The organism is Ferribacterium limneticum (assembly GCF_020510585.1).
Taxonomy (GTDB): Bacteria; Pseudomonadota; Gammaproteobacteria; order Burkholderiales; family Rhodocyclaceae; genus Azonexus.
The window spans coordinates 3,247,806-3,272,052 of the sequence record NZ_CP075190.1 but is presented as its reverse complement, the minus strand read 5'-3'; the positions used below and the strand labels follow the sequence as shown (position 1 = coordinate 3,272,052).

Annotated in this window: 24 protein-coding genes; 8 read left to right on the top strand and 16 right to left on the bottom strand. The window is 62.0% G+C overall.

From position 1 onward, the window contains the following. Positions 1-3 precede the first annotated feature (3 nt). The 9 genes from panB to tyrS all read right to left on the bottom strand — a co-directional run bounded on the left by panB (position 4) and on the right by tyrS (position 7,004). Positions 4-822, bottom strand: a complete 819-nt coding sequence (gene panB / locus KI613_RS15695) for a 3-methyl-2-oxobutanoate hydroxymethyltransferase (RefSeq protein ID WP_226401085.1) — start codon at positions 820-822, stop codon at positions 4-6. Further along, positions 823-1,185, bottom strand: coding sequence for a DMT family protein (locus tag KI613_RS15690; protein ID WP_226401083.1), 363 nt, complete (start codon positions 1,183-1,185; stop codon positions 823-825). It lies immediately after the preceding gene. Continuing rightward, entirely contained in the window at positions 1,182-1,658 is a 477-nt protein-coding gene (folK, locus tag KI613_RS15685; protein WP_226401081.1) for a 2-amino-4-hydroxy-6-hydroxymethyldihydropteridine diphosphokinase, read from the bottom strand. The genes KI613_RS15690 and folK overlap by 4 nt, the downstream gene beginning before the upstream one ends. Next, positions 1,655-2,998 carry a polynucleotide adenylyltransferase PcnB gene (pcnB, locus tag KI613_RS15680; protein ID WP_226401079.1) on the bottom strand — a complete coding sequence of 448 codons (1,344 nt, stop codon included), beginning with the start codon at positions 2,996-2,998 and terminating at the stop codon, positions 1,655-1,657. The genes folK and pcnB overlap by 4 nt, the downstream gene beginning before the upstream one ends. 48 nt (positions 2,999-3,046) lie before the next feature. Beyond that, positions 3,047-3,715, bottom strand: a complete 669-nt coding sequence (locus KI613_RS15675) for a histidinol-phosphatase (RefSeq protein WP_226401077.1) — start codon at positions 3,713-3,715, stop codon at positions 3,047-3,049. Between the two features lie 33 nt (positions 3,716-3,748). After that, positions 3,749-4,453: a DUF1003 domain-containing protein gene (locus KI613_RS15670; protein WP_226401075.1), complete on the bottom strand. Its 705-nt coding sequence runs from the start codon at positions 4,451-4,453 to the stop codon at positions 3,749-3,751. A gap of 49 nt (positions 4,454-4,502) precedes the next feature. Then, entirely contained in the window at positions 4,503-5,153 is a 651-nt protein-coding gene (hda, locus tag KI613_RS15665) for a DnaA regulatory inactivator Hda (protein ID WP_226401073.1), read from the bottom strand. 136 nt (positions 5,154-5,289) lie between these two features. Further along, the gene (locus KI613_RS15660; protein ID WP_226401071.1) at positions 5,290-5,601 is read right to left on the bottom strand and encodes a hypothetical protein; all 312 of its coding nucleotides are present in this window, start codon (positions 5,599-5,601) and stop codon (positions 5,290-5,292) included. 128 nt (positions 5,602-5,729) lie between these two features. After that, entirely contained in the window at positions 5,730-7,004 is a 1,275-nt protein-coding gene (gene tyrS, locus KI613_RS15655; protein WP_226401070.1) for a tyrosine--tRNA ligase, read from the bottom strand. Between the two features lie 271 nt (positions 7,005-7,275). Here tyrS and purM point away from each other — a divergent pair, with 271 nt between their 5' ends. From purM to KI613_RS15635, 4 genes are all read left to right on the top strand, one after another. Beyond that, a complete protein-coding gene (gene purM, locus KI613_RS15650; RefSeq protein WP_226401068.1) occupies positions 7,276-8,316 on the top strand; it encodes a phosphoribosylformylglycinamidine cyclo-ligase in 1,041 nt (346 codons plus the stop codon). After that, entirely contained in the window at positions 8,306-8,944 is a 639-nt protein-coding gene (locus KI613_RS15645) for a septal ring lytic transglycosylase RlpA family protein (RefSeq protein ID WP_226401066.1), read from the top strand. The genes purM and KI613_RS15645 overlap by 11 nt, the downstream gene beginning before the upstream one ends. Before the next feature lie 82 nt (positions 8,945-9,026). Beyond that, positions 9,027-10,166, top strand: coding sequence for an efflux RND transporter periplasmic adaptor subunit (locus tag KI613_RS15640; RefSeq protein ID WP_226401065.1), 1,140 nt, complete (start codon positions 9,027-9,029; stop codon positions 10,164-10,166). Next, positions 10,163-13,201 (top strand): efflux RND transporter permease subunit, encoded by a 3,039-nt coding sequence (locus tag KI613_RS15635; protein WP_226401063.1) that lies wholly within the window; start codon positions 10,163-10,165, stop codon positions 13,199-13,201. The genes KI613_RS15640 and KI613_RS15635 overlap by 4 nt, the downstream gene beginning before the upstream one ends. A 75-nt stretch (positions 13,202-13,276) precedes the next feature. On the opposite strand, the gene miaA is transcribed toward KI613_RS15635, so the two are convergent. Further along, on the bottom strand, positions 13,277-14,221 hold the full coding sequence (gene miaA, locus KI613_RS15630; RefSeq protein ID WP_226401061.1) for a tRNA (adenosine(37)-N6)-dimethylallyltransferase MiaA: 945 nt from the start codon (positions 14,219-14,221) through the stop codon (positions 13,277-13,279). Positions 14,222-14,448: 227 nt separating this feature from the next. Here miaA and nosP point away from each other — a divergent pair, with 227 nt between their 5' ends. Continuing rightward, positions 14,449-15,600: a nitric oxide-sensing protein NosP gene (nosP, locus tag KI613_RS15625; RefSeq protein WP_226401059.1), complete on the top strand. Its 1,152-nt coding sequence runs from the start codon at positions 14,449-14,451 to the stop codon at positions 15,598-15,600. Continuing rightward, positions 15,593-16,696, top strand: a complete 1,104-nt coding sequence (locus tag KI613_RS15620; RefSeq protein ID WP_226401057.1) for an ATP-binding protein — start codon at positions 15,593-15,595, stop codon at positions 16,694-16,696. The genes nosP and KI613_RS15620 overlap by 8 nt, the downstream gene beginning before the upstream one ends. Before the next feature lie 32 nt (positions 16,697-16,728). Here the strand turns inward: KI613_RS15620 and KI613_RS15615 are convergent, their stop codons facing one another. Further along, complete coding sequence (locus KI613_RS15615; protein ID WP_226401055.1) at positions 16,729-17,517, bottom strand: hypothetical protein; 789 nt, start codon at positions 17,515-17,517, stop codon at positions 16,729-16,731. A gap of 64 nt (positions 17,518-17,581) precedes the next feature. On the opposite strand from KI613_RS15615, the gene KI613_RS15610 reads away from it, so the two are divergent. Continuing rightward, a complete protein-coding gene (locus KI613_RS15610) occupies positions 17,582-19,207 on the top strand; it encodes a hypothetical protein (RefSeq protein WP_226401053.1) in 1,626 nt (541 codons plus the stop codon). 48 nt (positions 19,208-19,255) lie between these two features. On the opposite strand, the gene KI613_RS15605 is transcribed toward KI613_RS15610, so the two are convergent. Further along, on the bottom strand, positions 19,256-19,876 hold the full coding sequence (locus KI613_RS15605; RefSeq protein WP_226401052.1) for a ferritin-like domain-containing protein: 621 nt from the start codon (positions 19,874-19,876) through the stop codon (positions 19,256-19,258). 309 nt (positions 19,877-20,185) lie between these two features. On the opposite strand from KI613_RS15605, the gene KI613_RS15600 reads away from it, so the two are divergent. Continuing rightward, a complete protein-coding gene (locus KI613_RS15600) occupies positions 20,186-21,526 on the top strand; it encodes an EAL and HDOD domain-containing protein (protein ID WP_226401051.1) in 1,341 nt (446 codons plus the stop codon). A gap of 18 nt (positions 21,527-21,544) precedes the next feature. Here the strand turns inward: KI613_RS15600 and KI613_RS15595 are convergent, their stop codons facing one another. From KI613_RS15595 to KI613_RS15580, 4 genes are all read right to left on the bottom strand, one after another. Further along, the gene (locus tag KI613_RS15595; protein ID WP_226401050.1) at positions 21,545-22,357 is read right to left on the bottom strand and encodes a hypothetical protein; all 813 of its coding nucleotides are present in this window, start codon (positions 22,355-22,357) and stop codon (positions 21,545-21,547) included. A 78-nt stretch (positions 22,358-22,435) separates the two neighbouring features. Continuing rightward, positions 22,436-23,014 (bottom strand): DinB family protein, encoded by a 579-nt coding sequence (locus KI613_RS15590; RefSeq protein ID WP_226401049.1) that lies wholly within the window; start codon positions 23,012-23,014, stop codon positions 22,436-22,438. A 67-nt stretch (positions 23,015-23,081) separates the two neighbouring features. Next, complete coding sequence (locus tag KI613_RS15585; protein ID WP_226401048.1) at positions 23,082-23,579, bottom strand: hypothetical protein; 498 nt, start codon at positions 23,577-23,579, stop codon at positions 23,082-23,084. Between the two features lie 13 nt (positions 23,580-23,592). Further along, on the bottom strand, positions 23,593-24,240 hold the full coding sequence (locus KI613_RS15580) for a toll/interleukin-1 receptor domain-containing protein (protein ID WP_226401047.1): 648 nt from the start codon (positions 24,238-24,240) through the stop codon (positions 23,593-23,595). Positions 24,241-24,247 lie beyond the last annotated feature (7 nt).

Below are 24,247 nucleotides of genomic sequence, written 5' to 3'. Positions count from 1 at the left end.
GCTTTAAGCTGAGTAAGTGTGTTCCGGGCCCGGATAGCTGCCGTCCTTGACGGCGGCAACGGCGCGGCAGGCAGCATCGTGAATGCTGCCGGCGCCGTCCATGAAATTCTTGACGAACTTGGCCTTCTTGCCGGGCGGGATATCGAAAGCGTCGTGCAGCACCATGACCTGGCCGGAGCAGTCCTTGCCGGCGCCGATGCCGATGGTGATGATATGCAGGCTGGCGGTGACTTCGGCGGCCAGCACGGCCGGAATGGCTTCGAGGACGATCATCGTGGCGCCGGCATCCTGCACGGCCAAGGCGTCGTCCTTGAGCTTTTGCGCCGCCGCTTCGCCCTTGCCCTGGACCTTGTAGCCGCCCAGTGCATGGACCGATTGCGGCGTCAGGCCGACGTGCGCGCAGACCGGAATGCCACGGTCAACCAGAAATTTGACCGTTTTTGCCATTTCCTGGCCGCCTTCGAGCTTGACCATCTGGGCGCCGGCCGCCATCAGCGTGACGGCGTTGCGGAAGGCCTGCTCCGGCGATTCCTGATAGCTGCCGAAAGGCATGTCGGCGATGATGAAAGCGTGGTCCGAGCCGCGTTTGACGCAGGCGGTGTGGTAGGCGATGTCGGCGACGGTGACCGGTAGCGTCGTGTCGTGGCCCTGGATGACATTGCCCAGCGAGTCGCCGATCAGGATCGAGTCGACCCCGGCGCCATCGAGCAGACGGGCGAAGCTGGCGTCGTAGCAGGTGAACATGACGACCTTCTCGCCGGCTTGATAGAGCTTGGCGAGATCGGCCTGGGTCAGGCGGCGGGTAGCGACTTGGGCAGACATTCAGGTCCTGAAAACGAAATAGACGGCGCCTAGGATACACAGAGCTGCCCACAAGTAGTCAAGCTTGAGCGGCTGGTTCATGTAAAAGACGACGAAGGGCACGAAGACGGCCAGCGTGATGACTTCCTGCAGGATCTTGAGCTGGCCGAGGCTGAGCTCGGTATTGCCGATACGGTTGGCCGGCACCTGCAGCAGGTATTCGAACAGCGCGATGCCCCACGAAATCAGCGCGGCGATCCACCATGGCTTGTCGTTGAGGTGCTTGAGATGCGAATACCAGGCGAAAGTCATGAAGACGTTCGACAGGGCCAGCAACGTCACCGTCTGCCAGAGCACGGGGATGTGGAAACCGAAAATGCTCATAGCCGGACGATACCCTGGTTGGCGACGGCGGGCAGCCAGGCGGCGACGGTGCCGCGCCCGGGAATGGCGAGTTGCGGCGCGATTTCAGCCAGTGGCTGGAGCACAAATGCGCGCAGATGCAGACGCGGGTGCGGCAGGGTCAGGCGCGGCAGATCGACGAACTGGTCGTTGTAGAGCAGCAGATCGAGATCGAGCGTGCGCGGACCGTTCTTTTCAGCGCGGATGCGGCCGAAGCGTTCTTCGATGTCAAACAGTGCCGCGAGCAGGGCTTCCGGGGCCAGTGTGGTTTCCAGTTCGGCTACCGCATTGACGAATTCGGGCTGATCGGTGAGCCCGACCGGCGCCGTCCGGTACAACGAGGAGCTATGGGTGACGCGGCTTTCCGGCAGGTTGGCCAGGGCGGCGAAGGCAGCGAGCACGGTGGCCGCCGGGTCGCCCAGATTGGCGCCCAGCGCAACGTAGGCAGTGTTCATTCTGCGGGGGTGGGCGAGCTACCTTCGGCGGCCGGTTTTTTCTTGCGGCGACGGCGCTTCTTGTCACCGGCCTGCTCGGGTTGCAGCATTTCGGCGCGCTCTTCGCCATCGACCTTCTGGAAGCGCGTCCACCACTCGGCCAGTTCGATGTCGACTTCGCCGGATTCGGCGCGCAGGACGAGGAAATCGTAGCCGGCGCGGAAGCGCGGCTGTTCGAGCAGGGCGTAGGGACGCTTGCCGGCGCGCGCTTCAAAGCGCGGTTGCAGGGCCCAGATGTCCTTGATGTCGCCAGCGATACGGCGCGTGATGGCGAGTTTTTCGCCCTGCACGTCGATGACGGTGTCCATCGCCTGGTAGAGCGCCGGAATCTTTGCCTCGCCCTTGGCCTTGAGCTTTTCCCAGTGAGCCAGGACTTCGTGCCAGAGCAGTGTGGCGAACAGGAAGCCGGGTGAGACGCCTTTTTCCTGACGGATGCGGTCGTCGGTATTTTTCAGCGAGAGCATGACGAACTTCTCGCCCATCGGCTGTTCGAGAATGACGTCGAGCAGCGGCAGCAGGCCGTGGTGCAGGCCTTCGTCGCGCAACTGGGTGATGCATTTGACCGAATGCCCTGAGGTCAGCAGCTTGAGCATTTCGTCGAAGAGGCGGGCGGCCGGCACGTTTTCGAGCAGGCTGGCCATTTCGCGGATCGGCTTTTTGGCTTCCGGGTCGATGAACAGGCCGAGCTTGGCGGCGAGGCGGACGGCGCGCAGCATGCGGACCGGGTCTTCGCGATAGCGGGCGCGCGGCTCGCCGATCATGCGCAGGGTTTTCTGTTTGAGGTCGCCGACGCCGTGGTGATAGTCGATGACGGCTTCGGTGGCCGGGTCGTAATACAGCGCGTTGGCCGTGAAATCGCGGCGGGCGGCGTCGTCGGCATGGCTGCCGAAAACATTGTCGTGGAGCACGCGGCCGTGTTCGTCGGTCTTCGTCTTTTCGTCGAGCATGCCGCGGAAGGTGGTCACCTCCAACGTTTCCTGACCCATCATGACGTGCACGATCTGGAAGCGGCGGCCGATGATGCGCGAACGGCGGAAAGCGCGGCGGATTTCTTCCGGCGTCGCGTTGGTGGCGATGTCGAAGTCCTTGGGCACGGCGCCGATCAGCAGGTCGCGTACGGCGCCGCCGACGACGTAGGCCTTGAAGCCTTGACCCTGCAGGGTTTCGCAAACGCGCCGGCTGCCGCTGCTAATGCGGTCGCGGGTGATGCCGTGACTGGAGACGGGAATGACGGCCGGTTCGTGCTTGCCGGCCTTGGGCTTCTTGCCGCTGAAAACGCGGGATATGAATTTGCGGATCACGTATTACCGTTCAATGAGCGTTCTGGACGCTACGGGAAAAGGCGGATTCTACCGCAAAGTAATGATTTTCCAGCCCATTTGACTGGCATGCGCGTGCAGCTTTTCATCCGGATCGACGGCCACCGGCGTGCTGACCTTGGTCATCAGCGGCAGGTCGTTATGCGAGTCGCTGTAGAAATAACTGTCGGCGAAGCTGCCCCACCACAGGCCGAGCGATTCGAGCCAGGCTTCGACGCGTTCGATCTTGCCTTCGCGGAAAGACGGCGTGCCGCTGGGCGATCCTGAAAATTGGCCATTTTCCGGGTTGACCGCAGGAATGGTGCCGATCAGGTGCGGAATGCCGAATTCGCGGCAAATTGCCCCGGTGACGAAGCTGTTGGTGGCGGTGACGATGGCGCACAGGTCGCCGGCGTCGAGATGGCGTTTGACCAGGGCGCGGGCTGGCTGGCCGATGATCGGCAGGATGTGTCGGGTCATGTATTCACCATGCCAGGCGTCGAGTTCTTCACGCGCATGGCGGGTCAGCGGAGCGAGCTGGAAATTCAGAAATTCGTAGATGTCGAGCGTGCCGGCCTTGTATTGCTCGTAGAACTGGATGTTCTTGGCTTCCTGCAACTCGCGGTCGACGACGCCCTTGCTGATCAGGAATTGCGCCCATTCAAAATCGGAGTCGCCGGTGAGCAGGGTGTTGTCGAGGTCGAAGAGGGCAAGGTTCATGGGTTTTGGGGCAAGTTTTGATTGGTAGGTAGTTTACCGGGGACGGCGCAATTCGTTGAGCAGATCGAGCTGGACTTCCTGGATTTCGATCATGCGTTCCCATTGGTGCGACAGCAGATGGTCGATTTTTTCATGCAACTGGCGGATTTCGAGCTCGGCCTTGAGATTGACCTGGTAGTCATTGCGGGCACGCAGGCGGTCTTTCGCCTCCTGCCGGTTCTGGCTCATCATGATCACCGGCGCCTGGACGGCGGCCAGGCAGGAGAGCACGAGATTGAGCAGGATGAACGGGAAGGGATCGACCGGGCGCCAGTACAGGACCAGCGAGTTGATCATGATCCAGGCGGCGATGAACAGGCCGAAGATGATCAGGAAGGTCCAGCTGCCGCCAAAGGTGGCGATCCGGTCGGCCAGACGCTCGCCGAGATTCCATTTTTCGGCATAATCGCTTTCGATATCGGCGGCTAGTGTCTGGTGGGTTTGCAGGCTGTGCAGAACCTCGTGTTCCAGGTCCGATAGTTCGCCTTTTTCCGAAATCAGCAGGGAGTGGATGTATTGCCCGCGATAGCGCGCCAGGTCCGGCTGGCAAATGGCGCTGGCGGGCGACCACTCGGGATGCTCGGCCCGGATGGCATTGGCGATATTGGCGCGGATCAGCGGCGCGGCGATCAGTTCTCTGGTCGGGAAGGAATTGCCGCAGACCTGGCAGGTACCGGTGGGTGACTGGCTATGACTCATGGGCGCTCCCGAGTTTGGCGTTGCGCACAGGGTAACAGCCGGCGTTGCATCAGTCCTGTGGAGATTGCAGCAGTTCGCGGAGCAGCGGCAGGGTGACGGCGCGCTTTTGTTCCAGCGTGTACTGGTCGAGGGCGACGACAATGGCCGACAGCGTGCGCATGTCGCGCGGGGCGTGGCGCATCAGGTAGTCGATGATCTCCGGCGTCAGCTTGAGGGCGCGTTCTTTGGCCTGGGTGGCCAGCGCTTCGGCCTTTTCCGCGTCGGACAGCGGTTGCAGGCGGCATATCAGGCCGGAGCCGAGGCGGGTACGCAGATCTTCGCGCAGCTTGAGGTGGGCCGGCGGCTGCGCTGCTGCGGTCAACAACATTCCGGAGGCCATTTTCAGACGGTTGAAATGGTTGAAGAGGGCGATCTGGCCGGTTTCGTCGAGGTCTTCAACGTGGTCGACAGCCAGTTGATCCGCGGTTGTTGCGCTTTTCAGCGCCGGGTCGAGGGCCGCGTCGACATAGGCAAAGCCGCTCGCCTGCAGCAAATGCGAGCATCCCGAGCCGGCTTCTCCCCACAGGCAGAACGAGGTGTCGGTTCGTGTTCCGGCCAGCCATTGGGTAAACAAGGCCACCGTTTCAGCATTGCCGCCAGCGACGAAGTTATCCAGCGTGGGCGAGCTTTCGGGCAGCAAATCGAGAATCAGCTGGCGCATCGGGATAGGGAAAGGGGACGGGGGCGAAATTCTAGCATTGCTCCCGACTACGGCACCCATTTAGACCGGTGCCGCAGTTCCCGATGGCGTTTTTCTGGCCCGTCCAGGCTTTCCTGTCCGGAAGCGAGCCCGGGTTTTATACCGAAGCGCGTGCCAGGATGGCCGCCAGCCGCGGGTAGTAGCCGGTTCGGCTGATCCTGAGATGGTGTTCCATTTCGAGCGACTCTGCGGTGCTGCGGGCTGATGGTGACTGGCTGAGCAGGTCCGGGAATGTGTCCACGGCATCGATCACGGTAAAGATGCTCGTCAGCAGGCGAGCACATGCCTGGTAATAAGCCGGGTCCAGTCGAACGAATTTTGCGCCGTTGTCGCAGGCGTCAAGGTAGTTGGCCGCTGTCGCTGAGGTTTCGGCAAGCGACCTGATTTGGCTGGGGCTTAAATAGGTCATGGCGCATCTCCTTCGGTAACTCTCTACCGGAAAATCTACCCGGTAAGTTCATTAACGTCCGGAAATGCTTCACGTTTAGTGCATTTACGCGCTGTAACACTTTGGTCCAGCACGCGTACAAAAACCGCTTACTGCCAGCTGACCAGGCCGTAGTTCTTCTTGCCGCGGCGCAGGATGGTGAAGCGGCCATACAGACGCTCCTCGTCGGCGATCTGGTGATCCAGTGCCTCGGCCTTTTGGCCGTTGATGGCGACGCTACCGCTCTGGATGAAACCGCGCGCTTCGGATTTCGATTTGGCCAGGCCGGCGGCGACGAGGGCATCGATCAGGCCGCCATTGGCTTTTTCCAGCTGGACGCCGGGCATGCCGTCCTGGGCCAGTTGCTCGAGGTCGTTTTCGGTCAAATTTTCCAGTTGACCGTGGAAGAGGCTGTCGGTGATGCGGCGGGCGGCCATCAGGGCGACTTCACCGTGCACCAGGCGGGTCGCTTCTTCGGCCAGGATGCGCTGGGCTTCCGGCTTGTTGCCGCTGGCCCTGTCGGTGGCTTCGATTTCGGCGATGCGGGCGACCGGCAGGAAGGTGAAGAAATTCATGAACTTGTAGACGTCGGCATCGCTGGTGTTGAGCCAGAACTGGTAAAAAGCGTAGGGCGAGGTCTTTTTCGGGTCGAGCCAGATGGCGCCGGATTCGGTCTTGCCGAACTTGGTGCCGTCGGCCTTGGTGATCAGCGGCAGGGTCAGGCCGAAGACGTGTTTGTGGTGCAGGCGGCGAGTCAGGTCGGTGCCGGCGACGATGTTGCCCCACTGGTCGGAACCGCCGATCTGCAGTACGCAGCCGTAGCGTTTGTTGAGTTCGGCGAAATCGTAGCCCTGGAGCAGGCTATAGGAGAACTCGGTGTAGGAAATGCCCTGGTCTTCGCGCTGCAGGCGTTGCTGCACGGATTCCTTCTTGATCATGGCGTTGACCGAGAAATGCTTGCCGATGTCGCGCATGAATTCGAGGCAGTTCATGCCGCCGAACCAGTCGTAGTTGTTGGCCATGATGGCCGCGTTGGCGCCGTCGAACTTGAGGAAGGGCTCCACCTGGCCACGTATCTTGTCGACCCAGGTGGCGATGACGTCCGGCGTGTTGAGCTTGCGCTCGGTCGCCTTGAAGCTCGGGTCGCCGATCATGCCGGTGGCGCCGCCGACCAGCGCGATCGGCTTGTGGCCGGCTTCCTGGAAGCGCTTGAGGATGAGCACGGGGACCAGGTGGCCGAGGTGCAGGCTGTCCGCCGTCGGGTCGAAGCCGCAATAGAGCGTTACCGATTCCTCAGTCAGCAGCTTGTCGAGCGCAGCTGCGTCGGTGATCTGGGCGATCAGGCCGCGATCGTGCAGATCCTGGATGAGGGGGGACTGGTACATTGAGCTTTCTCCACGGGACGGGCGCCGATGAGCAATCGGCCGGCGCCGGAAATTCGAACCCGTGATTTTAGCAGAGCGTCCGGCGGTCTTTTCGGGTCAGGCGCGCGATTTGAAATTTGGCTGTTTTTTCCGGTTGACCGTGGGAATGGACTTTTTGTGCCAGATGGCCGGAATGGCGAGGCTGGCCGGGCGGTTAGGGGAGCTTGGCGGTTTCGGGTAAAATCGCCGTTTTTTCCAGCAGCGTTTGCTGCCCCTTGGCGCCTAATTGACCATGACCCAGAACACTTCCCTCTCCTACCGTGATGCCGGCGTCGATATCGATGCGGGCGATGCCCTCGTCGAACGTATCAAGCCGCTTGCCCGCAAGACCCTGCGCGAAGGCGTGCTCGGTGGCATCGGCGGCTTCGGCGCGCTGTTCGAAGTGCCGAAGCGCTACAAGGAACCGGTTCTGGTGTCCGGGACCGACGGCGTCGGCACCAAGCTGCGCCTGGCTTTCGACCTGAACCGCCACGACACGGTGGGCCAGGATCTGGTCGCCATGAGCGTCAATGACATTCTGGTCCTCGGCGCCGAGTCGCTGTTTTTCCTCGATTACTTTGCCTGCGGCAAGCTTGATGTCGATACCGCCGCCTCCGTCGTTGGCGGCATCGCCAAGGGCTGCGAACTGGCCGGCTGCGCGCTGATCGGCGGCGAAACCGCTGAAATGCCGGGCATGTATCCGGCTGGCGAATACGATCTGGCCGGTTTCGCGGTTGGCGTCGTTGAAAAATCCAAGGCTATCGACGGCAAGTCGATCGCTGCTGGCGACGTGGTGCTTGGCCTGGCTTCCTCTGGAGCCCACTCCAACGGTTACTCGCTGGTCCGCAAGATTATCGAACGTTCCAACCCGGACATGAATGCCAAGTTTGATGGCGAGCGCACCCTGGCCGACGTCGTCATGGCGCCGACCCGCATCTACGTCAAGCAAGTGCTGGCCACGATGGAAAAGGTCGCGATCAAGGGCATGGCGCACATCACCGGCGGCGGCCTGCTCGAAAACGTGCCGCGCGTGCTGCCGGAAAATGTCGTCGCCGAGCTGAAAAAGGCCGCCTGGCCGCGTCCCAAGCTGTTCGACTGGATGCAGGCCGAAGGCAATGTGGCCGAGAACGAAATGCATCGCGTCTTCAATTGCGGTATCGGTCTGGTCATTGTTGTTGCCGCGGCTGATGCCGACGCCGCGATGGCCGAACTCAAGGCGCAGGGCGAGGCGGTTTATTGCATCGGCCAAATCCGGGCGCGCTCGGGTGACGAAGCGCAGACTATTGTCGTGTAAATGGCTGTGGCGGGTCGCGGCGATGTTCGTCTGCGGCCTGTTTTTGGTCAATGTTTCGTCGACCGTCTGGGCGGCGAGCAAGAAGCCGTCGCATAAAGTGGTGCATAAAGCGGCGGCAACCAGACATGCCAAGAAACCGGTGCGGCATTCTCCGCGCCAAACCGAGTTGGCCCCCGCATTCGGGGCGGCCGATCTGCTTGAGGATGGCGTCCCCGGCCTGCGCGGTCACGCCAGTTTTTATGGCTCGGGCTTTCAGGGGCGCAAGACTTCCAGCGGTGAACGTTTCGACGTCCAGCAATTTACCGCCGCCAGCAATCGCTTTCCGCTCGGCACCATGCTCGCGGTTCGCCGAGTGGACAACGACCGTTGCGCCATCGTCAAGGTCAATGACCGCATGCATCCCAAACACCGCAAACGCATCATCGACGTGTCGCGGAGTGTTGCCGAATACCTCAATATGGTTCGGGCTGGCGTCGTCTTCGTCAGCGTGGTGCCCTTGAAGAAGGGTTGGCAGGATGGAGGTGCCGGCTCTTGCCAGGCGGCTTTCGAGCCGGAAGGTGAAGCGGAATGTGCCTCTTGCGGTCAACCGCCAAAATTGCCCGAATTCCTGCCCGGCATCGGCGGCTGATTTTTTTCTGCGATTTCAACCGGTTCGTTACAATTCAGGCTATTGCTGACTGCCCGGTCAGTTCGAACATTTGCCGAATGCCATGAACAAAAATACCCGTTTCGGAATCATCGCCATTGCGCTTGCCGGCCTGGCTGGCCTGGGCTACTACGCCTATACCGCCAATCGGGCGCCGGCCGCCGGGCCAGCGGTGCCGACCGGAGCGCAGGGCAAGCCGGGCGGTGGTGCAGCACCGGCCAGCCCTCCGACGGCGGTTGAAGTGGCGCGAGTGGTGGCCAGCGATTTTGCCGATGACGTGGCAGCTGTCGGCACTCTGAAATCGAACGAATCCGTCGTGCTGCGCCCCGAAATAGCCGGGCGCGTGGCCTCCATTGGTTTCAAGGATGGCGCCATCGTCGCCAAGGGAACGGTGCTGGTTGTTTTCGATGCCGCGATCCAGGATGCAGAGTTGCTACAGGCCCGGGCCAATCTGGCGCTGGCCAAAAGCAGCTATGAGCGTAATGTCGAGCTGGTCGGCAAGAAATTCCTCAGTCAGCAGGCCCTCGACAGCTCGGCGGCCACACTCAAGGTCCAGGAGGCAGCTGTCCAGCTGGCCGAGGCGAAGTCCGCCAGGATGCGTATCAAGGCGCCATTCACCGGCATGGTCGGCCTGCGCAACGTCAGCGTCGGCGATTACCTCAAGGACGGCCAGGACCTGATCAATATCGAGGATGTCGCCACCTTGCGCGTCGATTTCAAGCTGCCGGAAACCTATCTCGGCCGCATCAGCAAGGGCCAGAGCGTCGAGGTGGTGACCGATGCTCTGCCCAGCGAGCGCTTCAAGGCCGTGCTCGACGCCATCGACCCACTGGTCGACCAGAACGGCCGCTCGATTTCCGCCCGCGCCCGGCTCGACAACGCCAAGGGCAAGCTGCGACCCGGCATGTTCGTTCGCGTCCGACTGCTTTTCGGCGAGCGCAAGGCCGTGCTCATGGTGCCCGAGCAAGCCATCGTGCCGGGCGGTCAGCCGGCGGTTTTCAAGGTTGTCGACGACAAGGCCAGCCTGGTCAAGGTCAAGCTCGGGGTTCGGCGGACGGCGCAGGTTGAAGTCGTGGAAGGACTGGCTGCCGGCGACCTAGTCGTCACGGCCGGCCAGTTGAAACTGCGCGAAGGCGCCGCGGTGCGTCCGGTCGGTGAGGGGGCGCCGCAGGCTTCTGTGGCCGGGACGGCAGCCAGCAAATGAAAGTTTCCGAGATCTGCATCAAGCGGCCGGTCTTCGCGACCGTGCTGTCGCTGGTCATCATGCTGCTCGGCATCGTTTCCTACACCCGGCTGCCGGTACGCGAGTATCCGAAAATCGATGAGCCGGTGGTCACGGTCAATACGACCTATCGCGGCGCCTCGGCCGAAATTATCGAGTCGCAGGTGACCAAGCCGCTTGAGGATTCGCTGGCCGGGATCGAAGGTGTGGAAGTGATCACTTCCATTTCGCGGGCTGAAAGCAGCCAGATTTCGGTGCGTTTCAAGCTCGAGCGGGCGCCCGATTCGGCCGCTTCCGATGTTCGTGACCGGGTGTCCCGCGTTCGCAACAGGTTGCCGGATGAGGTCGATGAACCGGTCATCGCCAAGGTTGAGGCCGACGCCAATCCGGTGATCTGGATCGCTTTTTCTTCCGACAAACATTCGGCGCTGGAAGTGACCGACGTCGCCACGCGCATCGTCAAGCCACGCTTGCAGACCTTGCCCGGCGCGGCCGACGTGCGGGTTTTCGGCGACCGCAAGTTTGCCATGCGCATCTGGCTCGACAAGCAGCGGCTGGCGGCTTACCAGCTGACGCCGGCCGATGTCGAGGATGCCTTGCGCAAGCAGAACGTCGAGGTGCCGGCCGGTCGTATCGAAAGCCGCGAACGCGAATTTTCCGTGGTGGCCAATACCGACCTCAAGACGACCGAGGAATTCGGGGCGGTCATCGTCAAGACGGTGAACGGCTATCCGATCCGTATCAACGATCTCGGCCGGGTCGAGATCGGCGCCGCATCGGAGCGTAGCTCCGTCCGTTTCAAGGGGCGTTCGGCCGTGGCGCTCGGCGTCATCAAGCAGGCGACGGCCAATCCGCTCGAACTGTCGAAAGCGCTGCGCGCCGATCTGCCGAAAATCACCAGCGAACTGCCGGAAGGCATGAGCGCCAATCTGTCCTACGATTCGTCGGTATTCATCGACCGCTCGATCGAATCGGTCTTCAAGACCATCGGCGAGGCCATCCTGCTGGTGCTGGCGATCATTTTCTTCTTCCTGCGCAATGTTCGGGCGACGCTGATTCCGCTGGTTACCATCCCGGTGTCGCTGATCGGTGCTTTCGGCATCATGTTTGCGCTCGGTTTCACGATCAATACGCTGACCCTGCTCGCACTGGTCCTGGCCATCGGCCTCGTCGTCGACGACGCCATCGTCATGCTGGAGAACATCTTCCGTCACATCGAGGAGGGTATGCCGCGCCTGCAGGCAGCCTTGCAGGGCTCGAAGGAAATCGGCTTCGCGGTGGTCGCCATGACCCTGACGCTGGCCGCGGTTTATGCCCCCGTCGCCTTCATGACCGGGCGCACCGGCAAACTATTCATCGAATTCGCCCTGACCCTGGCCGGCGCCGTGCTCGTCTCCGGTTTCGTCGCGCTGACCCTGTCGCCGATGATGTGCTCGGTGCTGCTCAAGCATGAAGAGAAACACGGCAAGGCCTTCCTGATGGTTGAAGGCTTTTTGAACTGGTTGAATTCTGGCTATAAACGGGTGTTGACCGCATCGCTGAACCACCGCTGGATCGTGCTCGTTGGTTTCGTCATCGTCGCCGCCTCCTGCGGCTTTCTGCTCAAGGCGCTGAAGTCCGAACTGGCGCCGGTCGAGGACCGTGGCATCATTTTCGGCATGTTCCTCGGCCCGGAGGGGGCAACGCTCGATTACACCGAAAAATACGCCCGCCAGATCGAAGGTATATACAGCCAGACCAAGGACGCAGAGCGCTATTTCGTCGTGGCCGGCAATCCGACGGTCAGCCAGGGGATTTCCATTCTCGGCCTGACCGACTGGAATGATCGCACTCGTCGTTCGCCGGAAATCGCCAAGGAGTTGTTCCCCAAATTTGCCGCTATTCCCGGTGTCATGGCCTTCCCGGTTACCCCGCCATCGCTCGGCCAGAGCCCGCGTGAACGGCCGGTCAATTTCGTCGTCGTGACCGCTGCGCCCTACGAGGAATTGCAGAAGGTGACCGGTGAGATCCTCGCCGAAGTGGCGAAGAATCCATCGCTGACCAACGTCGATACCGACCTCAAGCTCAACAAGCCGGAGCTGTCGGTGGACGTCAAGCGGGACAAGGCGGCCGACATGGGCGTGCCAGTCGAAACCATCGGCCGGACGCTGGAAACCTTCCTCGGCGGCCGGCAGGTCACGCGCTTCAAGCGCGATGGCGAGCAGTACGACGTGATCGTCCAGGTTGCCGAAGTCGAGCGGCGCAATCCGGAGGACATCCGCGATATTTATGTACGTGGTCGCGATGGCAGCATGATTTCGCTGGAAAACCTGGTCGATGTCCGGGAGACGATCAGCCCGCGCGAACTCAACCACTTCGGCCAGCGCCGCGCCGTGACGATTACCGCCAACCTGGCCCCGGGTTACACGCTGGGCGAGGCGCTGGATTATATGGATGGCGTTGCCGACCGGGTTCTCAAGCCGGGTTATGCCGCCGATTACAACGGCCAGTCGCGTGAATTCCGCCAATCATCGTCGTCGCTGCTCTTTACCTTCGGCCTGGCGCTGGCCTTCATTTACCTCGTGCTGGCCGCCCAGTTCGAAAGCTTCCGCGACCCCTTCATCATCATGCTGACGGTGCCGCTGTCGATGGCCGGCGCCTTGCTCGCCCTCTGGCTCAGTGGCGGCACGCTCAACGTCTACAGCCAGATCGGCCTGGTCACGCTGGTCGGGCTGATTACCAAGCATGGCATCCTGATCGTCGAATTCGCCAATCAGTTGCAGGAAAAGGGCATGGCGTTGAAAGAGGCGGTCATCGAATCGGCCTATCTGCGCCTGCGGCCGATTCTCATGACGACCGGCGCCATGGTCCTCGGCGCCGTCCCTCTGGCCTTCAGCGCTGGGGCGGGGGCCGAGTCACGGCAACAGATCGGCTGGGTCATCGTCGGCGGTTTGTTGCTCGGCACTTTCTTTACCCTATTCGTCGTGCCCACCGTGTATTCGCTGCTCGCCGCCCGCAAGGCGCCGACCGAGGCCTGATCGGCCGGCCTTGCCCGGTCGACTGGATATTTCGTTTTTTGGCGTTTTTCCCGGTTGACCGTAGCAGTCCTCCGTTCAGGTCGCCAGGAAGCGTGCGGTGTGCTCGGCCACCTGCTCGGTCAGCATCGGGTTCAGGCAATCAAAAGTCTCGGCTTCGAACGAGTTGGTCAGCCAGGTGATCTGGCGCTTGGCCAGCTGGCGCGTCGCGAAGATGCCGCGATCACGCAGTTCCTGGCGCGGGATTGTGCCGTCCTGCGCTTCCCAGGTCTGCCGGTAGCCGACGCAGCGCATCGAGGGCAGATTGAGGCTCAGATCGTATTTTTGGCGGAGCAGGCGCACTTCGTCGTCGAGGCCGGCCAGCAGCATTTCGTCGAAACGGCGGGCGATGCGATCGTGCAGGACGGCACGATCGGAAGGCAGCAGGCCGATGGAGAGCAAATCGTAAGGCGGCTTCTGTTTTTCGCTCTCGGCCAGCAATTCTGACATCGGCCGGCCGGTCAGCCGGCAGATTTCCAAGGCGCGTTGCAGGCGCTGGCTGTCGGTAGTGTGCAGGCGGGCGGCCGTTGTTGGGTCCAAAAGCGCCAGTTTGGCGTGCATCGCCGGCCACCCTTCAGCCGCGGCTTCGGCGTCGATTTTGGCGCGCAGGGCAGCGTCGGCCTGCGGCAGATCGGCCAGACCGTGGAGCAGGGCACGGAAATAAAGCATCGTGCCACCGACCAGCACGGGCACCTTGCTGGCCTTGGTGATTTCGTCCATTGCTACAAGGGCATCGGCGCGAAAACGGGCGGCGGAGTAGCTTTCCTCCGGCGAGATGATATCGATCAGACGGTGCGGATAGCGAGCCAGCGTGGCGCGGTCCGGCTTGGCGGTGCCGATATCCATGTCGCGGAAAACCTGGGCCGAATCGACGCTGATCAACTCGACCGGAAATCGGTCGGCCAGCGCCATGGCAACCGCCGTCTTGCCCGACGCGGTCGGACCCATGATCAGGATGGCAGGAGGCAGACGGGGTGAGTTCATGGCGGCGAATGCTAGCATGCCCGGTGCCGGTCGATCTCCGGAGCCTCCAGGTCAGGGTCGGCTGGAGGCGTCGAGTTGAATCGATCTCATGAAACACTGATTTTGCTGTTTCTGGTTATTTTTGCTAAAAATCGATGATGAGTGGACAGCTTTGCCTCAGTCCGGATAATCGGAGTGGCTGCACTACCTGCAGTGGCAAATAAAAACATGAGGAGCATGGAGACAACATGGCTACCGATTCTCCCTTTCGTATCACCCATTCCTGCGCCACTGATGCGCGGCAGGCGGCACGGGAATTTCATGCCGGGGTCGAGCAGCCCGACATGTCCATGGTCATTTTTTTCTGCTCCAGCGACTATGATCTCGAGGCTCTGGCCGACGAACTGAACCAGCTGTTTGGCAGCGTGCCCCTGATTGGTTGCACTACGGCCGGCGAAATCGGCTCTGCCGGTTACCGTGCCCAGAGCCTTTCCGGTGTCAGTTTCGCCTCAGCCGCCGGTACGGTCGCTGCCGGTTGTCTTCCCGATCTGAAAAATTTCGAAATCGCGCAGGGTCAGGTGTTTGTGCAAGGACTACTGCAGCAACTGGACAAGCACGTTTCGAAGGGGAACAGAGCCTTTGCGCTGCTCCTGATTGATGGCCTGTCCGTTCGCGAAGAACCCGTTGTGCGTGCCCTGCAAGCGGCGCTGGGGAGCATTCACCTGTGTGGCGGCTCGGCGGGCGATGATCTTAAGTTTGCCAACACCAAGGTCTTCCACGACGGTGCCTTCCGTGACAACAGCGCCGTTTTGCTGTTGGTCAGCACGCCTCTTCCGATCCGCATTTTCAAGACCCAGCATTTCACCAGCGAAAACGAACGGCTGGTGGTCACCGAGGCCGATGCCGCTCGGCGCATCGTCAAGGAAATCAATGGCCTGCCGGCGGCCGAGGAATATGCGCGGGTGCTTGGCGTGACGGTCGAAAGTCTCACCCCGGATCACTTTGCTGCTACCCCGGTGGTGGTCGTTCTTGATGGTACCGATTACGTCCGGGCTATCCAGAAAGCCAACCCGGATGGCACCCTGACCTTTTATTGCGCCATCGAGGAAGGGCTGGTCCTGCGCGTGGCGCGAGGCGGCGATATCTATGCCAACCTGGAGCAGACTTTCGACAATCTCCGCGAGGAAATCGGCCAGCCGGCGCTGACGCTTGGTTGCGATTGCATCCTGCGTAATCTGGAAATTACCCAGAAGCAGCTCAAGGGGAAAATCGGCGATTTGTTCCAGCGTAACAATACGGTCGGCTTTAGCACCTATGGCGAACAATTTGGCGGCGTCCACGTCAACCAGACCTTTACCGGTATTGCCATTGGCTCCGCTCCCGAGGGGAAACATGACTGATCCGATCGCCGCCAACGCCTTGCCGCAGGAAGCTGCGCTGCAGCGCGAGGTTGTTCGCCTCAACAAGATAGTGACCGCCCTGATGAACCGGGCGGAGCGCGACATGAGCGCGAGAGTCTCGGATTTCAGCGCCTTCCAGTCGGGTGTGGCCCTGGAAAACCAGGTCCGTGAACGGACCCAGCAACTGGAGGCGGCACTGCGCGAGAACGAGCGGGTCAACCAGGCCCTGCAAAGTGAAAAGGAAGAGCAGCGCATCCTGATCCTGAAACTGGAAGAAGCTCACAACCAGTTGCACCAGTCGGAAAAACTCGCCTCGATCGGCCAGCTCGCGGCCGGCGTGGCCCACGAAATCAACAACCCTATCGGCTTCGTCAATTCCAATCTGGGCACGCTCAAAGGCTATGTCGACCAATTGATCAAATTGATCGAGGATATGTCGACCACGATCGAACCGCTGCTCGCCAATGATCCGGAGGTCAAGAAAAGCCTTGAGGAATTGAAACGCAAGGCCGACCTTGATTTCCTGCGCGAAGACATCCGCTGTCTCATTACCGAATCGATCGACGGCGCCACCCGGGTTCGCCGGATCGTCCAGGATTTGCGCGATTTCTCGCGGACCGGGGAGGTCGGCATGGAATGGGTCGATCTCCATGCCGGCATGGAGAGTACCCTCAACGTCGTCTCGAACGAGATCAAATACAAGGCCGAGGTAGTCCGCGACTACGGCAAGCTGCCCTTGGTCGAATGCCGGCCATCGCAGATCAACCAGGTATTCATGAACCTTCTGGTCAATGCCGCCCAGGCTATCGATCAGAAGGGCAGGATTACGCTGAAGAGCGGCTGCGTCGACGACAAGGTGTGGTTTTCTGTCAGCGATACCGGCAGCGGTATCCCGCCCGAAATCGTGGCCCGCATTTTCGACCCCTTCTTCACCACCAAGCCGGTCGGCAAGGGCACCGGCCTCGGCCTTTCGGTCTCCTACGGCATCATCGAAAAACACGGCGGCAAGATCGATGTTGCCAGTCAGCCAGGGCAGGGCACAACTTTCACCATTTGGCTCCCGGCCCGCCAAGCTGAGGCAAGTCCGGCGGTGTGAGTCCGGCTGCGCTTCCGACAGTTGGCTAGGACTTACTGCGTTTGCCGGGCGTTGCCTGGCGCCGGAGTGTCGACTAGAGCAATTTCCAGATGGGCAATGGCGGCCTGATAGTCGCTCTGCATCGTTTCCCGCGAGCCGCGAGAAACCAGACTGAGTGGCCGCCACAGCGCTTCACGAATACCCGCCAGCGTCGCATGCATGCCAATCAACTGAGTGGCCGGAATCGGTGTCATGTCGCCAGGCGAATCCAGCGCCGCCATCATCGTGCCGACATGGGCAGCAAGCAGGAAAAGATGGCGCAGGCGCGGTGAGCCGACCTGTTCGATGCGCCCGGCAACCCCTTCCGGATCGATTTCAATGCGCTGGGTCAGGCCGCTGAAATCAGCGGCGGTACGTACCGGCAAACGGCTGACCGGCGCCACGCCGAGCAACTTGGCCGTTTCGTCGAGGCGGCGAATGTGCGCTTCGACCGGCCGCGATAACTGCTCCATGATTTCGGCAGGTTGTTGCCCGTAGCCGCCCAGCCACTGGCTCAGGTAGCCGTATTCAAAGCCGAGCTGGAAAACGTGCTGCGGGAAGTGCGGGTCAAGCGCCGCCTCGCGTTCTCGGGATTTTTCGGCGATCTCGGCTGCTTCGTAGGCATAGGTCCGGGCCGGGTCATTGACTGTCCAGCCGACGTGCGCCAGCTCCGCTGCGCCCCACATCCAGAATGCCTGAATGCCAAGGTAGAGCAGGGTGATGGCCACAGTCGCCAGCAGGAAGCGCCGGGGCTCGCGCCAACGGGCGTGGTGTCTGGTTGTTTCGGGGGTGAGAGTGGTCATGACAGTTTCCTGAAAATGACATTGGCAGTAGGCTAGCACCATTCAGGCAGGTCGGGAGCGAGCGATGCATGGCGGCGAACCGAGTGTGCATTTCATCAACAGCGTGCTGGTTACGGTCGTTGTCGCGCTGTTCGTGCTCTGGCGTTACCGGCTGGCCATTCTTGGCGGGATGATGCAGGGCGACAGCACGGCGCTGCCCTTGCCGGCCGAGCGTCCGCCCGCCCGGGTTGCGGTGGGTTCCGGCGACCTGGCCGCTCACGAGGGCGCGATGCGCCAGCGCATTGCCGCTGCCTGGTTGCTGACTACCGCCATTTGCGGTTTGCCGATGGCCATCGCCACCATGGTCGCCGGCGAAATGAGCACCTCGCCGACCTATGCGCTGGCGCTAACCTGCAGCTACATGATTGCCGCCTTGCCGATGATCGCGGTCTCGCTGGCTTGGCCGCCACGGCGGATCGTTACCGCCTTTGTCGCCATGATGCTGGGCTTCGCGGCGCTCTGCCTGAGCGCCGGCGTCATCGAGCGCAGCCTGCTCGGCCGGCCCCTGAGCTGGAAAATTCTTGGCCTGTTCCCGCTGTTCTTCGATATCGCCTGGAACCAGCTATGGATGGCCGGGCTGTTCTGGCTGATGTCCTGGCCGCGCCGGCTGCGCGGTGTCGTTCCGATCACCTTCGCCGCCGTGCTGGTCTTTGCCGCGGCACCCTTTGCCGGCTCCCGCCTGACTGCCGTGCTCGCCGCCACCGAGGTCGGCACGCCGTGGGTTTATACCCTTGGGCTGAATGGCGTTTTCATGCTCATTGCCCTGCCGGTCGGCTGGCTGGCCTGGTTGCGTCTGGGCAAACTGGCCGCTGACTACGAGGCCAAGCACTTTTCCGACGCCCAGTTGCTGGCCCGCACCTGGTGGCTGATGCTCGTCGTCACCATCGGCTTCGACATCCTGGCCGGCCGCGAGCGGCCGACCTTCGCACTGTTGCTGGTTATTGGCGAGATTGTGCTCTTCCCGCTGGCCAACCATTGGGTGATGCACTTGCTGGGCCTTGCCAAACTGGCCACTGCCAGGCCGGCCCCAACGCTGCTCCTGCTCCGGGTATTCGGCTACACCGCCCGCACTGAGCGCCTGTTTGACCGCGTCGCGTCACGCTGGCGTTTGCTGGGTCCGGTCACCATGATCGCCGCCCCCGACGTCACTGCCCGCACCATCGATCCCGGTGACTACCTGCGCTGGCTGACCGGGCGCATCGACGACCTGTTCGTCACGACCCGCCCCAGCCTCGACCGCAAGCTGGCGAGGCTCGATCTGGCGCCCGATCCCGACGGGCGTTTCCGCATTACCGAATTCTGCTGCCGCGACTCGACCTGGCAGACTACGGTGGTCGAACTAATGTTGCGCGCCGACGCCGTGATCATGGATGTGCGTGGTATCAGCGCAGCACGGCTCGGTTGCGAATTCGAACTGCAGCAACTGGCAAAACGCCTGCCGCCGCAGCAACTGGTGCTGGTTGTCGATGAAACGACAGGCAAGGAACGTCTGAAAGCCGTTTTCGGCCCCGCCCTGGAGCAGGTCAGGGTGATCGAAATTCGCCGCCGCCGCGATGCCGACCGGGTGTTTGATGCGCTTGTCGATGCGGCTGGAGGGGCCGGCGCACCTTCCGATGCCTCGCCTGTGACGAAAAAAGATGGCGCAGACTAAGCTGCGCCGTGGTCAAGTGCCCGCCGTCAGACGGCGGCGGACAGCGCTTCAGTTCATGGCCCGCTGGTTACGGCGGGCAACGCCGCCGACGATGGCCAGCCCGGCCAGCAGCATGGCGTAGCTTTCCGGTTCGGGAACCGGTGGTGCCGGCGTTACGGCCAGCCAGCTATTGAAAGCTCTCAGATGGTTGTTGGAGGCGTTCATCAGGCTGCCATAGGTCGTGTAAAGGTTTGAGTCCATCGGAATCAGGGCCCTGGCTGCAGTCAGGTCGGCGATATCGAGCAGTTCGATATTCTTGCCGACGGTCAGCGCGGCAAAGCTCGAGGCGCTGCCTTGCGCCACCAGGTTCTGGTAGAGCGATTGCAGCGCCGGGTTCTGGAACTGGCCGGCCGGCAGCGAGGTCAGATCGCTGATATTGAGCCCGATGGCGTTGGCTTGACCAACCAGTGCAGTGACGTGGGTGTCTTCCGATCTGGGAATGTTCTTGAACGGCATGATTGTCGGGTAGAGGGCGCCGAGCGAGCGGTACACGTCGCCAGCCAGTTTTTCTTCCTCGATCATGTAGCGCAGGATGTCGATCGCCTCGGGCGAATAGCTCTGGGCTTGCGCGACTGCGGTGCCGGTCATGTAGATGGCCAGCGCGGAAATGAGAATCTTGAACGCCTTCAAAGTGCTACCCCCTAATTTGATTTTTGTTGAAATGACGCCCAAACGCCTCTGGTAAAGACCGTTTGACGGACAGGAGGGGGATCGGGCTGACGGATGATAAGGAAGGGCTAATACTTGCGGAATGTGTCAAATTGCCGCATGTCGTGCCATCTGGTGGGCCGCTTGGTCGCGGTCGGGGAGGAGCGATTGCCGAATTGGCGAACGGCAACTTTTCGGACGATTTGACGAATATAATATCTCTGTCAAATCGGTGTTTTTTCGGGCGCTACTGTTCCGGCTGCCGATGCCATCATTTCAAGGTTCAGCCTCATGTTCGGTTTCATCAAGCGCGTCTTCGGCATGGCTGGCGAAAAGCCTGCGCCCACTGGTAGCGACCAGCCTTCCGGCGCTATGCAAATGCCCTCAGCACCAGTGCCCGCCGCTCCCGTCCACAAGGCGCCAGCCGTTGTCTTGCAGCGTGATGAGATCATCGACAGCAAGACCCGCATTGCGGGCTATCGTTTCTCGGCGCGCCGCCCCGATTCGGCGCGGTTGCCTGACCCGAGGTCTACGCTGGAAATCCTCGCCGCCAATGACGTGGCGACCTTCGCCGAGCGGCGGCTGGCGTTGATCCCGCTGACCCACGATGACTGGACGCGCCACGACTACAAGCCCCTGATCGGTCCCAAGACCTGCTTTCTCCTCGCCCTCCCGGACAACGCATTGGTTGCCGATGCCTGGAACGAGGTTGCCGCCGCCATACGCGGCGCTGGCGCGCGGATAGCGCTGGCGGGAAGCGACATTCTTGCCCACCGGCAGGCGATCCTGGCCCATGCTGATTTTCTGCTGCTCGATTTTTCGGCTTTCTCCTTGCCCGCTCTGGAGCAATTACTCAAAACCTTGCGCCAGGAAAAGCCCGCCCTTGAATTCATCGCCGACAGAGTGAGCCGTTGGCCGGAGCATCGTTACTGCGTTTCGCACGGCATCGCCTATTGCCTCGGCGCCTTTACCACCGCGCCGGACGAGGAGCAGCAGGCCAAGGAAATCGGCCAGAGCCAGTTGGTCTTGATCGAAATGCTCAATCAGCTACGCAAGGAGGCCGATCTGGCCGATATTGCCCAGATCGCCAAACGCGACCCAGGGGTTATCGTCAAGGTGATGGCCATGGCCAACTCGCCGATGGTCGGGTTGTCCCAGCCGGTAACCAGCATTGATCAGGCGATCATGGTGCTCGGCCGGGAGCAACTCTACCGCTGGCTGTCGATCGGAATGTTCCGGGCCGGCGCCGCCTCGCCACGCGACGAGGTGTTGCTCGAACTGGCACTGGCGCGCGGGCGCTTCCTTGAGGTGCTCGGTCAGGCGACGCACAACAAGCTGGAGTGTGACGAACTCTTCCTGCTCGGCCTGCTGTCCTTGCTCGACAGCCTGCTTGGCCTGCCGATGAGTGCGGTGGTCGCCAAGATCAATTTGTCGCCCGTTCTGATCAGCGCCTTGCTCAACAGCGACGGCCCGCTGGCGCGCTATCTGATGCTGAGCATCGCCGTCGAAAAGGGCCGTGTCGAGAACGTGGCGCGTCTGGCCGAACAGTTGGGCCATTCGCTCGAAGCCATCGAGTCGGCTTCTGTCGAGGCGATTGGCTGGGCTGAGGAAGCGGTCAACCTGACGAAGTGAGCCTGGCCGCTGCCTGGCTCAACAGCTCCGGCCGCCGGCCCGGGTGAAGCCGAAGCCGCCTTCGCCCGAACCGACCGGGTTGATGCAGATGCGCATGGTCAGCGAGCGGGCCGCCTTGTCGAGATCGGCCGGGAAGGGCGAGAAGGGGATGGAGCGTTCGACGACGGCTTTGACGAAGGCGATCTCGTCGACCTGATCGCCGGCATTGACGACCCTGAAGGACTTCATCGAGCCATCCGGATTGATCTTGAACTCGATGGAAGCCGGCCGCATGCCCTTGGCGCGCGGGTCATTCTTGACGAAGCTGGCGCTGCGGTTAAGGCGTCTGAGCAGGCCTTCGAGATACATTTCGAGGCTAAAGGGGTCGGGTGGGGTGGCGTTGGGGCGCAGGTCGAGCAGGGCGCTGCCGGCCGACTCTTCCCGCGCCTGCTTCCATGCTTCCTCGCGGGCCATGGCTTTTGAACGCTGGGCCAGCGTCGGCTTGGGGGCGGCCTTGGCGTTGTTGTCGAGTTCGTCGAGAAAGCGGTTCATGTCGGCCTTTTCGGCCGCCGTCCATTGCGGAGCGCTGGCCACCGAGGTTTTGCTCCGTTTGTTGGTGGTCAGCAGTCGCGGGCGTTCCGGCTTGATTTTCGCCGGCTTCTGGCGTGCCTCGGGAGCACTCGCCGTTTCGGTCGACACCGGCTTGCGCAGGCGGGCTTCCAGGCGCGGTGGACTGGATGTTTCCTCCGGATCATGCCGGGGGATCATCAGGATCAGGGCGTGGAGCAGGAGCGAGGCGGCAAACGCGTAGAGCAGTGCACGCCGGGCCGAAGAGGGATGGGACACGAACATCGCCGGTATTTTAGGCGGCGCAGCCGATGATTGGCTGTAACGATGTGTTGTTTTGTGCGCTGATCAGCGCGGGGTTGGCTAGTTTCCGGGCATTTGCCGGGCGACGATGCGCTGCATCTGGCGGCGATGGGCCGTGGTATGCATGGCGACCAGGGCATGCCAGCCGCGCAGGTCGAGCTGGCCGAACCATGGATGGGCGTGGCGCAGGGGGCTGCGCAAATCGCCGAGGCGGTCGATCAGCCGGGCATAGTCGTCGACCGCCGCGCGCAGCAGGGCGTGCTGTTCGGCGCCGGCGGTGAGTTCGGGCTTGACCTCGGCGATGCGTACTTCGCGGTCGAAGGGATTATTGTCCGAGAAGGCTTCGGCAATCTGGCGGATGCCGGTATCGACGATGACCAGATGCCGCAGCACCATATTGGCCGACCAGCCGCGGCTGCTGTCTTCCAGCCCGGCGACGCGCGGCACGAGGACTGGCTGGTTGGCCTGCGCTGCGGGCAGGCTGGCAGCCAGGGCGAGGACGGTTTCGGTCTCCCGGCGCAGCCAGCGGGTCAGCGCATCCTTGCTTAAAAAAATCCGCAAGGCGTGCAGCAGGGTGCGGGAGATCCAGCGTTCCAGGGTCGGCAGGCCGGCGCCGGGCGGGGCGAGTTGGGTGGTCATGGCTGGAGGCTGAACCTTTCAATTTTGGCCAAAATTTCCGGTTGACCGTCGGATTCCCTGGCTGGCGTCATTTCTCGCAGCCGTTGCGCCAATTGGCGACCAGCAGGTACAGCGTGCCGGCCATGAAGTTGGCGATGAGCAGCCATTTGCCCGTCGCTACCACGCCGGCGATCAGGTAGAGGGCTGGGGCATGGGTTGCCGGCTCGGCAATCAACCGGAGGTGGAGCAGGTTTTCAATGGCATCGAGCGCTGCGGCGCCTGGCATGGTCCAGCTGGAAAGGCGTCGGGTCGTCCAGTCGAGTTGCCGGAAAAGGCAGCCGTAGCGGACGAGCAGGTAGCCGAACAGGCCGTAGCTGACGAGGACCGCGAAGTCGATGCGGAAATGGCGGCGGAAAAGTTCGACGCCATCCGGACCCCACTGGGCCAGAATGGCTTTGAAGTCAGCCTCGTTGAAGGTGAATTGCAGGGCCGGAATGCCGGGCAACAAGGCCGATGAATGGACAGCCATGGCAACGAAAAGGCCGAGTGCCAAGGCGCCGGACAGCCAGAGCAGCACGGAAGCCATTCGCCGCGTCAAATTACGCCACCCTCTTTTTGCGTTTCCACCACAAGAGCCCCTCAACGCCGGCAAAGAGCACCAGCAGGCAGCCGATGATGGCGCGCGCCAGTTCAAGCTGGTTGTCGGCGTCCGGCGCCAGGGTGCCGATGGCGTATTTGGTGGCAATCACGGCCGCGACGACAAAAATCACGGCGCGCAGCGCCAGCAGGCGCCAAGCGTAGGGACGGCCGATGGCATCGGCGAGACGGCCGGCGTCGGCGATCCACGCCTCGTCGCGCAGGTTGATGGCCTGGCGATTGACCAGGGCCCGCAGATCGTCGGGCAGCGACGCCGCACTCGGCAATTCGGCACCCTGGAGCAAAACCGGGATGACCCGCTTGCCGAGTTTTAGTGCGGTGGCGATCTCGATGCGCACGAAATCGGGGTTTGACTGGTTGAGTCGGCTGTTCAGTTCGGTCAGCCATTTCTTGCCGATGAGGACGACGGTGACCTCGGTCCCGGCCAGCTCGCGCTGCAAAAAGACCGCGAAATCCTCGCCGGCCGGAATGTCGTCAGCATCGCGAAAGACGCAGGCGGCGCCGAGCAGGTTTTCCAGCGAATCGGCCAGCCGCCCGGCTTCGCCCGTCGTATCGCTGCGCCGGTAGCTGATGAAGACCGGATTAGCCATGAAAGCG

Excerpts from the sequence above, each read along its gene's own strand:
- nosP (WP_226401059.1), top strand. The coding sequence starts at position 14,449 with ATGGCTACCGATTCTCCCTTTCGTATCACCCATTCCTGCGCCACTGAT.
- KI613_RS15690 (WP_226401083.1), bottom strand. The coding sequence starts at position 1,185 with ATGAGCATTTTCGGTTTCCACATCCCCGTGCTCTGGCAGACGGTGACG.
- KI613_RS15585 (WP_226401048.1), bottom strand. The coding sequence starts at position 23,579 with ATGGCTTCCGTGCTGCTCTGGCTGTCCGGCGCCTTGGCACTCGGCCTT.
- KI613_RS15600 (WP_226401051.1), top strand. The coding sequence starts at position 20,186 with ATGTTCGGTTTCATCAAGCGCGTCTTCGGCATGGCTGGCGAAAAGCCT.
- KI613_RS15670 (WP_226401075.1), bottom strand. The coding sequence starts at position 4,453 with ATGAGTCATAGCCAGTCACCCACCGGTACCTGCCAGGTCTGCGGCAAT.
- KI613_RS15675 (WP_226401077.1), bottom strand. The coding sequence starts at position 3,715 with ATGAACCTTGCCCTCTTCGACCTCGACAACACCCTGCTCACCGGCGAC.
- folK (WP_226401081.1), bottom strand. The coding sequence starts at position 1,658 with ATGAACACTGCCTACGTTGCGCTGGGCGCCAATCTGGGCGACCCGGCG.
- KI613_RS15635 (WP_226401063.1), top strand. The coding sequence starts at position 10,163 with ATGAAAGTTTCCGAGATCTGCATCAAGCGGCCGGTCTTCGCGACCGTG.
- hda (WP_226401073.1), bottom strand. The coding sequence starts at position 5,153 with ATGCGCCAGCTGATTCTCGATTTGCTGCCCGAAAGCTCGCCCACGCTG.
- KI613_RS15660 (WP_226401071.1), bottom strand. The coding sequence starts at position 5,601 with ATGACCTATTTAAGCCCCAGCCAAATCAGGTCGCTTGCCGAAACCTCA.
- KI613_RS15580 (WP_226401047.1), bottom strand. The coding sequence starts at position 24,240 with ATGGCTAATCCGGTCTTCATCAGCTACCGGCGCAGCGATACGACGGGC.
- KI613_RS15595 (WP_226401050.1), bottom strand. The coding sequence starts at position 22,357 with ATGTTCGTGTCCCATCCCTCTTCGGCCCGGCGTGCACTGCTCTACGCG.
- KI613_RS15640 (WP_226401065.1), top strand. The coding sequence starts at position 9,027 with ATGAACAAAAATACCCGTTTCGGAATCATCGCCATTGCGCTTGCCGGC.
- panB (WP_226401085.1), bottom strand. The coding sequence starts at position 822 with ATGTCTGCCCAAGTCGCTACCCGCCGCCTGACCCAGGCCGATCTCGCC.
- purM (WP_226401068.1), top strand. The coding sequence starts at position 7,276 with ATGACCCAGAACACTTCCCTCTCCTACCGTGATGCCGGCGTCGATATC.
- KI613_RS15590 (WP_226401049.1), bottom strand. The coding sequence starts at position 23,014 with ATGACCACCCAACTCGCCCCGCCCGGCGCCGGCCTGCCGACCCTGGAA.
- miaA (WP_226401061.1), bottom strand. The coding sequence starts at position 14,221 with ATGAACTCACCCCGTCTGCCTCCTGCCATCCTGATCATGGGTCCGACC.
- KI613_RS15610 (WP_226401053.1), top strand. The coding sequence starts at position 17,582 with ATGCATGGCGGCGAACCGAGTGTGCATTTCATCAACAGCGTGCTGGTT.
- KI613_RS15620 (WP_226401057.1), top strand. The coding sequence starts at position 15,593 with ATGACTGATCCGATCGCCGCCAACGCCTTGCCGCAGGAAGCTGCGCTG.
- KI613_RS15615 (WP_226401055.1), bottom strand. The coding sequence starts at position 17,517 with ATGACCACTCTCACCCCCGAAACAACCAGACACCACGCCCGTTGGCGC.
- tyrS (WP_226401070.1), bottom strand. The coding sequence starts at position 7,004 with ATGTACCAGTCCCCCCTCATCCAGGATCTGCACGATCGCGGCCTGATC.